General features: G+C 63.2%; 15 protein-coding genes. 12 read left to right on the top strand and 3 right to left on the bottom strand.

Annotation, left to right across the window (positions count from 1 at the left end):
* Positions 1 to 22: 22 nt before the first annotated feature.
* From rpsF to OXT71_22150, 9 genes are all read left to right on the top strand, one after another.
* Entirely contained in the window at positions 23 to 421 is a 399-nt protein-coding gene (gene rpsF, locus OXT71_22190) for a 30S ribosomal protein S6 (protein ID MDE2929106.1), read from the top strand.
* A complete protein-coding gene (gene rpsR, locus OXT71_22185) occupies positions 414 to 626 on the top strand; it encodes a 30S ribosomal protein S18 (protein ID MDE2929105.1) in 213 nt (70 codons plus the stop codon). The genes rpsF and rpsR overlap by 8 nt, the downstream gene beginning before the upstream one ends.
* 36 nt (positions 627 to 662) lie before the next feature.
* Positions 663 to 1232: a 50S ribosomal protein L9 gene (gene rplI / locus OXT71_22180; GenBank protein MDE2929104.1), complete on the top strand. Its 570-nt coding sequence runs from the start codon at positions 663 to 665 to the stop codon at positions 1230 to 1232.
* A gap of 95 nt (positions 1233 to 1327) precedes the next feature.
* Entirely contained in the window at positions 1328 to 2725 is a 1398-nt protein-coding gene (gene dnaB, locus OXT71_22175; GenBank protein MDE2929103.1) for a replicative DNA helicase, read from the top strand.
* Positions 2726 to 2752: 27 nt separating this feature from the next.
* Positions 2753 to 4120 (top strand): DNA repair protein RadA, encoded by a 1368-nt coding sequence (radA, locus tag OXT71_22170; GenBank protein MDE2929102.1) that lies wholly within the window; start codon positions 2753 to 2755, stop codon positions 4118 to 4120.
* Complete coding sequence (gene ispD, locus OXT71_22165) at positions 4117 to 4761, top strand: 2-C-methyl-D-erythritol 4-phosphate cytidylyltransferase (protein ID MDE2929101.1); 645 nt, start codon at positions 4117 to 4119, stop codon at positions 4759 to 4761. The genes radA and ispD overlap by 4 nt, the downstream gene beginning before the upstream one ends.
* A gap of 64 nt (positions 4762 to 4825) precedes the next feature.
* Complete coding sequence (gene ispF / locus OXT71_22160) at positions 4826 to 5323, top strand: 2-C-methyl-D-erythritol 2,4-cyclodiphosphate synthase (GenBank protein ID MDE2929100.1); 498 nt, start codon at positions 4826 to 4828, stop codon at positions 5321 to 5323.
* The gene (locus OXT71_22155) at positions 5323 to 6096 is read left to right on the top strand and encodes an inositol monophosphatase family protein (GenBank protein MDE2929099.1); all 774 of its coding nucleotides are present in this window, start codon (positions 5323 to 5325) and stop codon (positions 6094 to 6096) included. Before ispF ends, OXT71_22155 begins: the two co-directional genes overlap by 1 nt.
* 185 nt (positions 6097 to 6281) lie before the next feature.
* Complete coding sequence (locus OXT71_22150; protein MDE2929098.1) at positions 6282 to 6857, top strand: DUF84 family protein; 576 nt, start codon at positions 6282 to 6284, stop codon at positions 6855 to 6857.
* 122 nt (positions 6858 to 6979) lie between these two features.
* On the opposite strand, the gene uvrC is transcribed toward OXT71_22150, so the two are convergent.
* Entirely contained in the window at positions 6980 to 8800 is a 1821-nt protein-coding gene (gene uvrC / locus OXT71_22145; protein MDE2929097.1) for an excinuclease ABC subunit UvrC, read from the bottom strand.
* Between the two features lie 51 nt (positions 8801 to 8851).
* Positions 8852 to 9322 (bottom strand): 3D domain-containing protein, encoded by a 471-nt coding sequence (locus tag OXT71_22140; protein MDE2929096.1) that lies wholly within the window; start codon positions 9320 to 9322, stop codon positions 8852 to 8854.
* Positions 9323 to 9576: 254 nt separating this feature from the next.
* Here OXT71_22140 and pgsA point away from each other — a divergent pair, with 254 nt between their 5' ends.
* Genes pgsA through thrB form a run of 3 tightly spaced genes read left to right on the top strand, consistent with a single transcriptional unit; the run spans position 9577 to position 12532 of the window.
* Positions 9577 to 10143: a CDP-diacylglycerol--glycerol-3-phosphate 3-phosphatidyltransferase gene (pgsA, locus tag OXT71_22135; protein MDE2929095.1), complete on the top strand. Its 567-nt coding sequence runs from the start codon at positions 9577 to 9579 to the stop codon at positions 10141 to 10143.
* Positions 10144 to 10154: 11 nt separating this feature from the next.
* Positions 10155 to 11618, top strand: a complete 1464-nt coding sequence (locus tag OXT71_22130; GenBank protein MDE2929094.1) for a type I 3-dehydroquinate dehydratase — start codon at positions 10155 to 10157, stop codon at positions 11616 to 11618.
* Positions 11615 to 12532 carry a homoserine kinase gene (gene thrB / locus OXT71_22125; protein MDE2929093.1) on the top strand — a complete coding sequence of 306 codons (918 nt, stop codon included), beginning with the start codon at positions 11615 to 11617 and terminating at the stop codon, positions 12530 to 12532. Before OXT71_22130 ends, thrB begins: the two co-directional genes overlap by 4 nt.
* 12 nt (positions 12533 to 12544) lie before the next feature.
* Here the strand turns inward: thrB and OXT71_22120 are convergent, their stop codons facing one another.
* A complete protein-coding gene (locus OXT71_22120; GenBank protein ID MDE2929092.1) occupies positions 12545 to 14044 on the bottom strand; it encodes a sodium/proline symporter in 1500 nt (499 codons plus the stop codon).
* Positions 14045 to 14128 lie beyond the last annotated feature (84 nt).

Here is a 14128-nt window from a genome sequence, read left to right as displayed (position 1 = left end):
CCACGGAGGATCGAGCAGTCGAATGAGGGAATACGAGGCGGTTTTCATTCTGGCTCCAACGCTGGACGAGGAGCAGACCCAGGCCATCATCGACAGCCTACGGCAGGCCGCCGAGGAACGTGGGGCGGAGGTGGCCAACGTGGATCGGTGGGGCCGGCGGCGCTTGGCCTTTCCGGTCAAGAAACATACGGACGGCCAATACGTCATTTTCACCGTCCTGGCGGACTCCAACGTCGCGTTGCGGGAACTGGAACGCCGGGTCAGGGTCAGCGACTCCATCATCCGTTTCCTCGCCATTCGCGTCGACTTGGAGCGTAAGCGCGCCGAAGGCAGAAAAAAGAGAAAGGAACGACGCAAGACCGAGCCGGAGGCACCCGCACCGGCCCAAGGGTCCGCGTCCCGGGAAGCGAGCCATGCCTAGAAGACGCAGGTATTGCAAGTTCTGCGCCGACAAGATGGAATACATCGATTACAAGGACGTGCGGATGCTGAATCAGTACGTGCCGGAACGGGCCAAGATTTCGCCCCGCCGGCTCAGTGGCGTCTGTGCGCCGTGTCAGCGGAAGTTGAAGCGGGCCTTGAAGCGGGCTCGCCACCTGGCCCTCCTTCCCTACGTCTCGGATTGATCTCCGCCCACTGTTATTCCACTGAGGGGCACGACCATGGAACTGATTCTGGTGGGGGACGTCGAGCATCTCGGGCGGCGCGGCGATGTGGTCCGCGTGGCCAAGGGCTACGGACGAAACTATTTGCTGCCCAAGGGGCTGGCGCTGCTTTCGACTCCGGCCAACCGGAAGCTGGTGGAGTCGCAGAGGCTGGCCCAGGCCCGAAGGCAGGCCAAACACAAGGCGGAAGCCGAACTCCTGGCCGAAGAATTCTCGCGCCACCATGCGGTGTTGAGCCGGCGGGCGGGAGACACGGGAGTGCTGTTCGGCTCGGTGACATCGAGGGATGTCTCCGACCTGCTCTCGGCCAACGGGATCGAAGTGGATCGCCGCAAGATCCTGCTGGAGCACCCCATCAAGAGCATCGGCAACTACCGGTTGGACATCCGCTGCCACGCCGAGGTCACGGCCCAACTCCTGGTTTCCATCGTTCCGGAGGAAGACGATCCGGTCGAGCGGCTGAAACGGCAGGATGACGAGTCCAACCGGTTGGTGGCCGAGTTGGAGTTCCTGGTCGACGAGATGAAGGCAGCCGAAGTCGAAACTCCCGACTCGGATTCCGGCTGACGAGGGGCGTCCTGAACGTCCGGAGCCGCGACAGTCGCGGGCGGCTCGTTATTCACCTTCCGAATCCGGGGCCTAGCCCAATATAATCCGGCCACATGAATTCCTCCTCCCTGGAGAAGACTCTCCCCCACAGCGCCGAAGCGGAACGGGCCGTCCTGGGGGCGGTGCTGCTGGACAACCGGATATTCGACCAGGCCGCCGAGTTGCTGGTCAGCGAAGACTTCTACCTGGAAAGCCATCGCCGCATCTTCGACACCATCGTCACACTGGCCGGAGCCTCCAAGGCCGTCGACATCCTGACCCTGCGGGAGGAATTGACACGGCGGACCGACCTGGACGCGGTGGGAGGCGTTGCCTATATCGCCTCCCTGGTGGACGGCGTCCCCCGTGTCGCCAACATCGAGGACTACGCACGCATCGTCAAGGAGAAGGCCGTCCTGCGAAAGCTGGTCCACTCCGCCAACGACATTCTGAATCGCAGTTTCTCCGATGAAGAGGATCCCGGCCTCCTCCTGGAGGAGGCGGAGAAAGCCATCTTCCAGATCGGCCAGGAGAGATCCCGCACCGGTTTCGCTCCTCTGCAGGAACTCCTGTCGTCAGCCTACAAGCATGTGGAAAATCTACATTCGCGACAGGATGAGGTCACCGGAGTCCCCACCGGTTTTACCCAGTTGGACGGGATGTTGTCAGGCCTTCAGAACTCCGATCTCATCATCATCGCGGCGCGGCCCGGTTTGGGAAAGACCAGTTTGGCTCTGAACATCGCTCAGTATGTTGCGGTCAAGAAGCAGAAGGTAGCTGGAGTGTTCAGTCTTGAGATGACTTCTCAACAATTGGCCTTGCGGCTTCTCTGCTCCGAAGCCCGGGTGGACAGCCACAAGATGCGCTCCGGCTTCCTTTCCAAGAGAGAATGGACCGATCTGGCAGGTGCGGTGAGCCGCCTTTCCGAGGCCCGGCTCTTCATCGACGACACTCCCGGCATTTCCCTGTTGGAGATGCGTTCCAAGGCCCGCCGGCTGGCGTCGGAACAGGGGCTGGATCTGCTCATCGTGGATTATCTCCAACTGATGTCGGGAGAGCTTTCCGGGCGCCGTCGGCACGAGAATCGGCAGCAGGAAATTTCAACCATCAGCCGCTCGCTGAAGGCGCTTGCCAAGGAGTTGAGCGTGCCTCTGATCGCCATTTCCCAGTTGAGCCGGGCCCCGGAGCAGAGACGTGGGAACCACCGTCCTCAACTCTCGGACCTGCGAGAGTCCGGTTCGATCGAACAGGACGCCGATGTGGTCATGTTCATTTACCGGGAGTCCTACTATAAGAAAGACGAGGATTTGGACGAGGACGATCGTTATACGGAGATTATCGTCGGCAAGCAGCGGAATGGGCCTACCGGGACCGTGAAGCTGGTGTTCCTCGAAAAGTTTACGCGGTTCTATACTCCGGAGACGGCTTTAAGCGGGAGCGAGCCTGCCGGATCGGAAGCGGCGCCGTTTTAGCCACGGGTTGCTGATAGAATTTCCGCAATGGTCCCAGCCCCGCTCAAGCACTTGCACGTCTGCAGCGAGTGCGGATTCCAGAGTCCCAAGTGGTTCGGCCGTTGCCCCTCCTGCGGTGACTGGAACGCCCTGGTGGAGGAAAAGGTCTCCACTTCGGGCAAGTCCAGGCCGGCCGTGCCCGCGCACGCGTATGCGGAGATTCAGGGCCGCGGGCTGCAACGAATGAACACGGGCAACCCGGAGGTCGACCGGACCCTGGGCGGAGGAATCGTGCCCGGTTCCCTGATTCTTTTGGGAGGAGAGCCGGGTATCGGCAAGTCGACCCTCCTGCTTCAAGTGGCCGAGAGCCTCTCGAACCGGGGCCGTCCCGTCCTCTATGTGGCGGGGGAGGAGTCTGTCGAGCAGATTCGACTGCGCGGTGACCGATTGCAGGTCAAGGGAACGCGCCTCTACTTGCTGGGAGAGACCTGCCTGGAGCGAATCCTTGAGCAGATCGAGAGCCTCCGGCCGTCGGTGGTGATCGTGGACTCGATCCAGACCGTGTTCAGCGAGGCGACCGAATCCATCCCGGGAAGCGTCAGCCAGATACGGGACTGCGCCGCCGAGCTTCTGGTCTTCGCCAAGAGGGAAGGCGTTCCGGTCCTTCTCATCGGGCATATCACGAAAGACGGGGCCCTGGCCGGACCCAAGGCGCTGGAGCACATCGTGGACGTGGTGCTCTATTTCGAGGGGACTCGCCACCGGAACGAAAAGATCGTCCGGGCGGTCAAGAACCGATTCGGTCCGTCCAACGAATTGGGAATCTTCGAAATGTCCAGCCGGGGACTTCGCTGTGTCGAGAATCCTTCCCGGCTGTTCCTGTCCCAGCGCAGCGAGCGGGTTTCGGGATCCGCCGTCACCTGCACCATGGAAGGTTCGAGGCCGGTTCTCGTGGAAGTCCAGGCGCTGGTCAGCCAGAGTGGCTTCAGCGCCGCCAGGAGGATGACGGACGGAATCGATGCCAACCGGGTGGCATTGCTCCTGGCCATGCTGGAGAAGCGCCTGGGACTGGATCTTCTGGGCAGCGACGTCTACATCAACGTCGCCGGCGGATTCTCCCTGACCGAGCCGGGAGTGGACCTGGCCATCGTCGCGGCCATCGTGTCGAGCCTGGGAAACCACCCGCTTCCCGAATCGACGGTGGTCTTCGGAGAAGTCGGCCTCGCAGGCGAGATCCGGGCCGTCAGCTTCCCGCAGAATCGGGTCAAGGAAGCGTCGATGATGGGCTTTCGAAACCTGATCCTGCCCGCCAACAGCCTGCCTCTGAGTGAGACGGTTCGCGGGGTCTCCCTGCGGGGCGTGGCCACGGTCGGCCAGTGCCTCCAGGCGATCGCTCTCCCGGGAATCGGGCCTTGATCGGACTGATTCTGGCGGCTGCCGGCAGCGGCTCCCGATTCGGCTCCCCGACCCCGAAGCAGTTTTTGAGGATGGGGGGCGAGCGCCTGTACCGGCTGGCCTTGAACCCCTTCCTGCCTTTCCTGGACGAGGCGGTGATACTGGTGCCGGAAGACTGGATCGAGACGGTCCGGCGAGAGTTGTCGGCCGGCGCTGTCAAAGGCCGGGAGTGGCGCGTGGCCGCGGGTGGCCGCCACCGGCAGGACACCGTGTCCCGGGGTCTCCAACTGCTCTCTCCCGGCGTGGAGATCGTCCTGGTCCACGATGCGGCCCGGCCCTACGTCGATGCCCGGCTGATATCCCGGGTGATCCGGACGGTGCGCCGGGGGAAGGCCGCGGTTCCGGTCCTGAAGATTCGGGACACGGTGAAGGAGGTGGTTTCGGGGCGGGTGGAGGGAACCCTGGAGCGTGAGCGCCTGGGTCTCGCCCAGACGCCGCAGGGATTTCCGGCCGAAATCCTCAACGAGGCCCTCCGGCAAGCCGGACGGGACCACTTCTACGGGACCGACGAGTCCTCCCTGGTGGAGCGCATCGGAGCGGAGGTTCAGGCGGTGGAGGGAGATCCCAGGAACCTCAAGGTCACATTCGAGGGGGATCTGTGAGCGTCCGCCCGTTTCCAGATGGTTTGAGAACGGATTCAGGGGAACCAGGGTACGGAGTGCAGGCATGACGGATGGATTTCGTGTCGGCCTGGGATTCGATTTTCACCCCTTCGGCCAGGACCGGCGCCTCCTGCTGGGTGGGGTCCGGATCCCGCACCCCCTGGGGTTGCGCGGGCACTCGGACGCCGACGCTCTGCTCCATGCGGTGATCGACGCCCTCCTGGGGGCTGCCGGGCTCAGGGACATCGGGACCTGGTTCCCCGATACCGATCCGGCATACCGCGACAGCTCCAGCCGGGTGCTCTTGCAGAAGGCGTATGGGCGAGTCCGGGACAAGGGATTCGCCCTCGTCAACCTGGACATCACGGTGCTGGCGGAAGCCCCCCGGATCCAGCCCCACGTGGACGCCATGAAAGCCAATCTGGCGAGGCTGCTTTCGGTGGAGACGGGACGGATCGGTCTCAAGGCGACCACAATGGAGGGCTGCGGTCCGATCGGCCGGGGCGAGGGGATCGCCGTTCAGGCGGTCGTCCTGCTGGTCCGATCCCAACGGGAAGCGTGATGGGAACGAGTGAGATCCTGCCGGTGGCCAGGGAAGCCGCACTGGAGGGTGGCCGGATCCTGCTGAAATACCTGGACTCCGGAGTGGAGGTATCCGCCAAGGGACCCAGAAACCTGGTGACGGAAGCCGATCTCGCCGCCGAGACCGCCATCATCGACATCATCCGGCGCCACTTCCCCCACGATTCCATTCTGGCGGAGGAATCAGGCGTTCATGGAGCGGGCGAGCGGCAATGGGTGGTCGATCCGTTGGACGGCACCACCAACTATTCGCACCGCTACCCCTTCTTCAGCGTTTCCGTGGCCTATCGGGTCGAAGGCCGGATCCAGGCGGGAATCGTCTACGATCCGGTGGCGGAAGAGCTCTTTTCGGCGACGGTGGGCGGCGGTGCGCAACTCAACGGCAAGTCTATCCGCGTGTCCGAACAAGCCGATTTGCGAAACGGCTTTCTCGCCACCGGATTCTCCTACGATTACCGGGAGATGGAGACGAACCTGAAACTGTTCACGCGAGTGTCCCGCAAGGTCCAGGCGGTGCGCCGGGATGGATCGGCGGCACTCGACCTCTGCTACGTCGCCTGTGGGCGTTTCGACGGCTACTGGGAGTTGAGCTTGAGTCCCTGGGACATGGCGGCCGGCTGGTTGGTGGTGGAGGAGGCCGGAGGAACGGTCAGCAATCTGAACGGTTCACCGTTCCATTTGGAGGAAAGAACGGTGCTGGCCAGCAATGGCCGGATCCACCAGGATCTGGTCGAAATGCTGCGGCCCGAATGATCCGGCCGGACGAGTGAAGCGTGGACCAGGAGTTGCCGAGGCGACCCGGCCGGTGGCCTGATCCGACTCGAGACCGGCATTCTGTGCGAGGCGGAATCGCGACGGTCGCGCGGCCCGGATACGGTCGCTACCGGCCGGTCGTCCGGTTCGCAAAAAGTCGCCATGGGCTGCTAGACTGAATTGAGATGAGAGTTGCCGTCGGGAGCACTCGGCCCGCCAAGGTGAATGCCGTAAAACAGATCTGGGAACGGCTTGAGGACAGATTGTCTCGCGGGATCGACGATGGCGTCGACTTTCTCTGCTACGACGTCCCCACCGACGCCCCAAAAATCCCCACGACCTCGGCAGACCTTTCCTGGAGCGCGCTGAGCCGCGTGGATCATCTCATCATGCAGTTGAAGCGGGAATGGAGCGAGGCCGACTTCTACGTCGGGCTGGAGGAAGGATTTAACGTGATCGCTTCCTCGGGGGCACGGCGGCAGGTCGTCCTGGAAAGTTGGGTCTACGTGTCCGACGGTCTCAACGGCTATTTCGGCCACGGCAACGGGATATCGGTTCCGCCTCAAATCGCCGATCCGGTGATCGATCGAGGCATCGAGCTGGAGATCGTCATCGACCGGTTTTGCCGGGCTCGGCAACTGCAATCCGGACAGGAAGGCTGGATGCTCCTGAGCCAGGAACTCCTGAACCGGGACCAGTCGTACGCCCTGGCTCTCACCGCGGCGTTCGCCCCCTTCTACAACGCCCACGTGTACGGGTAGGAGGGGGGACATTCCTGTCCCCCGTTTTTTCTCCGCATTCCATCGGGGGTCTCTTCTATTTTCGTTCCCTCGGCGCTTGACCGTTACTCTGGCGTTCGGCGGCAAGAAAGCCGCCGCTCCCCTCAGCGTGTTCCGGACAGGCTCTCCTTGACGCGGACGGCCAGCTTTTCTCCCAGGAAGGGGACCAGTTCTTCGGTGGTGGCCCGCCGGATCCGGTTGACGCTGCCGAAATTTCGCAACAACCGTTTCTTCCGTTTCTCGCCGATACCGCGGATCTGGTCCAGCTCGGAACCGAAATCCCGAATCGAGCGGCGCTTGCGATGGTAGCTGACCGCGAAACGATGCGCTTCGTCCCGGATCTCCTGAATCAGATGCAACAGGGGTGAGCCCCGGTCCAGGATGACGGCCTCCTCCCGACCCTTGACGAAAACGTGCTCCTCCCGCTTCGCCAAGCTGATCAGCGGGGTGTCTTCGACCCCCAGCTCCGACAGTGCCTGATATGCGCTGTGCAGCTGTCCCTTACCGCCGTCGATGAGGATCAACTGGGGAAGGGTCTGTTTTTCGTCCAGCAAACGCCGGTATCTCCGGCGGACGGCTTCCTGCATGGCCGAATAGTCGTCGGGGCCGGACACGGTCCTGATCCGGTATTTCCGGTACTCTCCACGCTCCATGCGCCCGTCCAGGCAGACCACCATGGAAGCGACCGTCTCGTCTCCCTGGATGTTGGAGACGTCAAAGGCCTCGATGCGGGCGGGAGTCTCCTCCAGGTCCAGGAGAATCCGGAGTTCCTCCAAGACCTTCAACCGGGCGGTCCTCAAGACTTTGAAACGGCGCTCGAATGCCACCTTGGCATTGCGTTCGACCAGCAGCAGGAGATCGTGCTTGTGCCCCCTCCGAGGCACCAGGATGCGCACCTGCCGCCGTTGTCCCTCGGCTCGCCTCTTGTCGAGCCAGCTCCGAATCAGCTCCTGGTCTTCCGCCTCGGCGGGAAGATAGATCTCCCCGGGAACGAAGCCTGAGTTCAGGTAGTACTGCTGGAGAGCATCCCGGAGAAAACGAGCGGGATGAAAATACTCCAGGTCCTCCCAATAGAATTCCCGTTTCCCGACGATTCTGGCGTTCCGCATGGTGAAGAGTTGGAGGGCCAAACGGGGCCCCTCCCGGTAGTAGGCGAAGATGTCCACATCGGACGGCCCGCTCAGAATCATCTTTTGCTTCTCGTTGAGCTCCCGGACCATGCGGATGCGATCGCGGTAGAAGGCCGCCGTCTCGTACTGCTGTTTCTCGGAGGCGGCGAGCATCCGGCGAGTCAGGTTCCGAAGCAGCTCTTCGTTCTTTCCCTCCAGCAGAAGGATCACGTCCCTGACCGCCGCGGTGTACCGGGACTGGGAGCAGAGGCCCGCCACGCAGGGACCCAGGCAACGTTTGATGTAGTACTCGAGACAGGGACGGTCCAGCCGGCCGTCGATCTCCATGTCGCAGGTTCGGAGCAGGAAGTGGCGATTGATGATCTTGATTGTGTTGCGGGCAAGAGAGGCCGGCAGGAATGGCCCGAAGTAGAGGGCTCCGTCTCGCAGCTTCCGCCGCGTGAGCAGGACCCGGGGAAAGTCTTCGTTCACCGTCAGCTTCACCAGCAGGAAGGATTTGTCGTCCTTCAGGTTCACATTGAACTTGGGCTTGTGTTTGCGGACCAGGTTGCTCTCCAGGATGAGAGCTTCCACTTCGGTGTCGGTGACGATGAATTCGAGATCGCGGATCTGCCGCTTCAGGACCTCCGTCTTCTGGTCCCAGGAGCGGCTGGATTGGAAGTAGGAACGCACCCGGTGCCTGAGGCTCTTGCCCTTGCCGATGTAGAGGATGCGCTGCTCGGCATCCCGGAACAGGTAGACGCCGCACTTGTCGGGAAGGTGCCCGAGCCGGGCCTCCAGAACCTCCTGGTTCATCAAGCGGAATTATAGCAACCGGTGGGGGAGGACCTGGTGCCTGGAGGGTCGCTAGCCCAGCGTTTTCGTGGGAATTTCCCGATCCCAGCCGTGGCGCAGGACACGGACCTGGACCCGCTGTCTGCCGAAACGCTTGGCTTCATGGTAGTCGGGAACGTAGATGTCGATGATTTCGCCCTTGATTGCGGAACCGGTGTCCAGAACCCTGTAGATCCCGCTGTAGCTGCCGGCCCTCACCTGGATGACCGATCCCAGCGGAATTCTGGATGGATCGGCGGCTACGATGCCCCGTTTGACGCGGACGCCGGAACGGGTCACCCCCTTGAGGCAGTAGGCGGTGGCGACAAAGACGCGATATCCGGAATCACGCGGTCCCACGAACCGCTCCGGGAAAGCCGGGTCCCGCCGGTCACTTCCCAGCAGTCCTCCCGCCGCGGGATCCGTCAGCAGACCGATCCCGGCGGAGGCGCCAAGCGCCAGTGTGGCGGACAAAATCAGGACAATTTTCCCGACTCGACTCATTCCGGAACCTCTCTCCGATCTCCGGGCCGCCCATTTGACGAAATTCCTGCGCTCCCTGTCAATCCCTTCAAGCGAAATTTAGACAGCGGATACTCGAAATAGTTTCAATTTCGCCGCAAGCTTGGCCAACCCGGCCCCGGCAGGCGGCCAGGACGCGCATTGCGGGCGCATCGTTGAACAGAGCTGGCAAGCGGCTTCAGAGCCCCCCGGAAGCGTTTGTGACTCTTTCGGAGATTGTGTTACTTTAGCGACCCATGAACCTGCCGAACGGCCTCACGGTTACGCGAATTTTTCTGGTGCCCCTGCTTCTCGTCGTGCTGCTGACGGGGAAGTTCAAGGACCGGGAATTGTGGGGATTCATCGTGTTCCTCGCCGCGTCGGCGACCGACTATTTCGACGGCTATCTGGCGCGTAAACGGCTGCAGGTGACCACACTGGGCAAGCTCCTGGATCCGGTGGCGGACAAAGTGCTCATATCGGCGGCCCTGGTCGCGCTGGTGGAGTGGGGAGTTGCCTCCGCTTGGATGGTGATCCTGGTCATCGGCCGCGAGCTTGCCGTAACCGGACTCCGAAGCATCGCCTCGGCTCAAGGCGTCACCATCGACGCTTCCCCATTGGGAAAGGCCAAGATGTGGACCCAGGTGCTTTGCGTGAGCTGCCTGATTCTGGGACAACGGGATTCCGCCTGGCTGGCCAGCGCCGGACAATACCTGCTCTGGGTGGTGGTGATTCTGGCCTGCGCTTCCATGGTCGAGTACTTCCACAGGTTCTGGGGCCGAATCGACGGCGGCGGCGACTCCGGTCCGGCCGTGAACGGGTGACTTGGACCCCCATGCCCAAACTCTGTCTTGCCCTGGGCGAGGAATCACCGGCACGCCTGTTGGACAAGATTCATCGATATGCGGGCCGGGTGGCCCTCATCGAATGCCGCCTGGACAGCCTCGCGCAACCTCAGGTCCCGCCCCTGCCGGCCGACACCGGGACCGAGTTCATCGCCACTTGCCGTCCCCCGCGCGAAGGGGGCGGCTACACGGGGCCGGAAGCCGATCGATTGAACCTGCTCCTGGAGGCCGCACGGAGCGGATTCCATTGGGTCGACGTCGAACATGACGTCCAGGAACTCCCGCCGTTTCCCGGCACGACACGCCTGATCCGGTCTTTCCACTCCTTCGACTCCTTTCCCGGAGATCTGAACCGGCTCTACTCCAGACTCGACGCCCTGGAAGGCGACGTGGTCAAGATCGCCGTGATGGTCTCCTCCACCCGGGAGTTGGTGACCCTGTTGAGCTGGATGGAATCGGTCCCCCAGGGGGCAGCCTACGTGCTCCTGGGCATGGGGGACTTCGGCCAGCCCTCCCGGGCCCTGGGTGCTTTCCTGGGGAACGCCTGGACCTTCGTGGCGGAGGAAGAGGGCGAGGGAACGGCTCCAGGCCAGTTCAGCCTGGAAACCGCCGTGGACCTCTACCGGCTCGACTCCTGGAATCAGCCTCCCGATCTGTATGCCGTTCTGGGGAATCCGGTGGCCCACTCCCGGTCTCCCTGGATCCACAACCGGCTCTTCAAGCGGCATGGGCTGGACCGCCAGCTCTACCTTCCGATTCGGCTGGACGAGCTGGAGCCGTGGTTCCGTTACCTGGAGGGCAGCCGGCTCTCCTTCAAGGGGTTCAGCGTGACGTTGCCGTTCAAGCAGGATGCCGCCGCCCTGGCATCCCGAGACACTGCCGCAGCGCCCGCAATCAACACGCTGGTGCGCAACGACGGCCGGTGGGAGGGCCTGAACACCGACTATCGCGGGTTCCTGCGGCCGCTTCTTTCCCGGGCCTCCATCCGCGGCAGAGAAGCGCTGATCCTGGGAAACGGCGGTGTCGCCCACACGGTGGCCGAGGCCTTGATCGCCCGGGGAGCGCGGGTAACGGTGGCCGGACGCAGTCCGGAACGGGTCGGACGGTTTGCGCGCTCGTACGGCTGTCCCCATACCGTCCTTCCGGACCTCCCCGCTTCCGCTTTTCTCTGCGTCAACACCACCCCGGTGGGCCAATCCCCGGACGAGGACGCCTCCCTGCTGGCCGAGCAGGACCTGCGGTTCGAGTGGGTCTATGACTTGGTCTACCAGCCGGAGGAGACGAAGCTCCTGGCGCTCGCGACCCGAAAGGGCATTGGAACCATTTCGGGAATGGAGATGTTCGTGGAGCAGGCGGCGCTCCAGTTCTCGGCCTGGACGGGCCGGGAGCCTGATCGGGACTCCATGCTGGAATTGGTCCGGAGCCACCCGCAGGATCTGGCGAGCGTCGGATGAGCTGGGATCCTTTCCAGGTCCGCGTTCCGGCCAGCACCAGCAATCTGGGACCCGGGTTCGATACTCTCTCGGCAGCCCTGAGCCTTTACCTGACCATCGGAGTGGAGCCCATCGAGGGAGTCGGAGTGGAGTGGCCTCCGGATTGGAGCCTGCCCCTTGAAGAAAACGTCCTGGACCGCTCCCTGAGGACCGCGTTCTCCAACTTGGGCGCCGGGCTGCCCGGGATTCGCCTCAGCATCGGCAACCCCATCCCCCTCACCCGCGGGCTGGGCAGCAGCGGCGCCGCCATCATCGCGGGAATCAAGATCGCGGAGCAGATCACGGGGGAACGCTTTTCCGACGGCGACGCCCTCCGGATCGCCTTTCCCCTGGAAGGCCATCCCGACAACCTGGCCGCCAGCCTGCTGGGCGGATGGGTCCTTTCCTGGACATCCGGTTCCCGGGTGCATTCCCTGCGATTGCGTTCCGCCCTGCGCTGCCGATTCGTCGTGGCCGTACCGGATCAGGCCATCTCCACACCCGAAGCCCGCGCCATCCTGCCCCGGTCCTACGATCTGGCCACCGCTGTGTTCAACATCCAGCGCGCCTCTCTGTTGGTGCATGCCCTTCACACCGGCGAGGCCCGCCTTCTGCGGGAAGCGACGTTGGATCGGATCCACCAGTCATACCGGGCGAGCCTCGTGCCGGGACTTGATGAGGTGCTGGCCGGACCTCCCCCGGAAAGCGACTGGAGCGCCTCGCTCCTGGGCACCTTCATCAGCGGTTCGGGCTCCACCGTGATCGCCCTGGTGGCCGACCGGGAAGCGGAGGTCGGCGCCTGGATGGTCCGCACTCTGGCGGCGGCAGGGACCCGCGCCCAGTTCCGGGTCTTGGACCTGGACACGCAGGGGGCCCGGGTCGAAAAATCGGGTTAGTCCGGTTCAGCGCTACTTGGGGTCACCGTTCCAGGTCAGTCGTGAGACGACCCAAATGGTGCAGCCTGAGACGATCACCGAGGGGATCAATTCGTAGGCGACGGAGGAAAGGGCCTCGATGTTGCGCCAGACCAAGCTGGTCCCGGCGCCGATCAGAATGCCCGCCAGACACCCGGCTCGCGTCATTTTCCGATAGAAGAGGGCCATGACCAGGGGCGCGGTGAAGCAAGCGGAGAGTCCACCCCAGGCGTACAGGACGAGCTGATAGACGGTGGCCTCCGGATCCCAGGGATCGGTGGAGAGAGCCAGTGTCAGAGCGCCCGTTCCCAGTCCGATGGTCACCACTCTCGATATCTTGAGCAGTTCCCGTTCCGATGCCTGTTGCCGGAAGATGCGCTGGTAGACGTCCCGGGTCATGGAGCTGGCGGCGGAAAGCAGGAAGCTGTCGGCCGAGGACATGATGGCGGCCAGCGTGGCCGAGACCAGGATTCCGGCGACCCAGGGATCCAGAACCTGGCGAGCCATCATGGGCAGAACCTGCTCCACGTTGAAGATCAGGGCGGAATCCAGGCGGGACTGCACCGTCTCTGCGGCGGCGAATCGATACCAATAGTGGGCGGTCAGCCCCAGAAGCACGGCTCCCGAAACGGCCAGCAGGTTCCAGCAGACGGACACCATGAAAGCCGTCTTCAGGTGGGCGACCTTCCGCACCGCCATGTAGCGGGCGCTGATGTGAGGCTGACCCACATAGCCGACCCCCACTCCGGCGTCCTCGAAGAGAAAGGTGAACAGCACCAGCCCCGTCAGCCCCGCGAACCAGTGATCCAGGTTGGAACTGGCGGTTCCGGGCATCTCGGAGGAGACCTGGGAAAGGTGCCCCATGAGCGCATTCCAGCCGCCCACTTTCGCCAGGCAGATCAGGGGCAGCATGGTGAGGGCCAGCAGCATCATGAATCCTTGAAGGAAGTCGGTCCAGGCAACGGCCCGGAATCCTCCCAGCAGCGTGTACACGATGATGATGATGGCAGCCAGCAGCGTGGCTTCCGGGTAATCGACGTAGTCCAGAATGGCCGACATGGCCTTGCCCGCGGCCACGAATTGGGCCCAGAGGTAGATGAGCATGAAGACCATGATTCCCAGGGTGGCTACCAGTTGAACGGCGTACCCTCCTTCCTTGGCGAACCTCTTTTCAAAGTACTCGGGCAAGGTCAGGGCCCGCAGCCGCTCCGTCTGCCGCCGCAACCGCTTGGAGACCGACAGCCAACTCACCGCGTCCCCCATGACACAGGCCAATCCCACCCAGATGGCGGCGAGTCCGTAGGTGAACGCGCGAGCGGGGATTGCGATCAGCAGCCAACCGCTCATGGCGGAGGCTTCGGCAGACAGTGCGGTGACGAACGGCCCCATGGAGCGGTCGGCCAGCAGGAACCCCTTCAGGCTCTTGATGAAACGGGACGCATAGAGGCCCAGCCCCAAGAGGACCACCAGATAGAGGACGAAGGAGAGGATCATCCGATTCGGTTCCCGTAGGAGAGGGGCAACTTTAACAGCCCGTGGCAAAAGTCGTCACGGCAGTCGACCGGATCTCCCTTCCCG

Source organism: Acidobacteriota bacterium (genome assembly GCA_028874215.1).
Lineage (GTDB): Bacteria > Acidobacteriota > UBA6911 > RPQK01 > JAJDTT01 > JAJDTT01.
Note: the sequence above shows the minus strand (reverse complement) of the source record. Positions and strands in the feature narration are given on the sequence as shown.

What these genes read in the sequence shown, in the direction of transcription:
- pgsA (MDE2929095.1), top strand. Translation starts at nt 9,577, where the DNA reads ATGAACCTGCCGAACGGCCTCACGGTTACGCGAATTTTTCTGGTGCCC.
- rpsF (MDE2929106.1), top strand. Translation starts at nt 23, where the DNA reads ATGAGGGAATACGAGGCGGTTTTCATTCTGGCTCCAACGCTGGACGAG.
- OXT71_22130 (MDE2929094.1), top strand. Translation starts at nt 10,155, where the DNA reads ATGCCCAAACTCTGTCTTGCCCTGGGCGAGGAATCACCGGCACGCCTG.
- rpsR (MDE2929105.1), top strand. Translation starts at nt 414, where the DNA reads ATGCCTAGAAGACGCAGGTATTGCAAGTTCTGCGCCGACAAGATGGAA.
- dnaB (MDE2929103.1), top strand. Translation starts at nt 1,328, where the DNA reads ATGAATTCCTCCTCCCTGGAGAAGACTCTCCCCCACAGCGCCGAAGCG.
- OXT71_22155 (MDE2929099.1), top strand. Translation starts at nt 5,323, where the DNA reads ATGGGAACGAGTGAGATCCTGCCGGTGGCCAGGGAAGCCGCACTGGAG.
- ispF (MDE2929100.1), top strand. Translation starts at nt 4,826, where the DNA reads ATGACGGATGGATTTCGTGTCGGCCTGGGATTCGATTTTCACCCCTTC.
- OXT71_22140 (MDE2929096.1), bottom strand. Translation starts at nt 9,322, where the DNA reads ATGAGTCGAGTCGGGAAAATTGTCCTGATTTTGTCCGCCACACTGGCG.
- rplI (MDE2929104.1), top strand. Translation starts at nt 663, where the DNA reads ATGGAACTGATTCTGGTGGGGGACGTCGAGCATCTCGGGCGGCGCGGC.
- uvrC (MDE2929097.1), bottom strand. Translation starts at nt 8,800, where the DNA reads ATGAACCAGGAGGTTCTGGAGGCCCGGCTCGGGCACCTTCCCGACAAG.
- OXT71_22120 (MDE2929092.1), bottom strand. Translation starts at nt 14,044, where the DNA reads ATGATCCTCTCCTTCGTCCTCTATCTGGTGGTCCTCTTGGGGCTGGGC.
- OXT71_22150 (MDE2929098.1), top strand. Translation starts at nt 6,282, where the DNA reads ATGAGAGTTGCCGTCGGGAGCACTCGGCCCGCCAAGGTGAATGCCGTA.
- thrB (MDE2929093.1), top strand. Translation starts at nt 11,615, where the DNA reads ATGAGCTGGGATCCTTTCCAGGTCCGCGTTCCGGCCAGCACCAGCAAT.
- radA (MDE2929102.1), top strand. Translation starts at nt 2,753, where the DNA reads ATGGTCCCAGCCCCGCTCAAGCACTTGCACGTCTGCAGCGAGTGCGGA.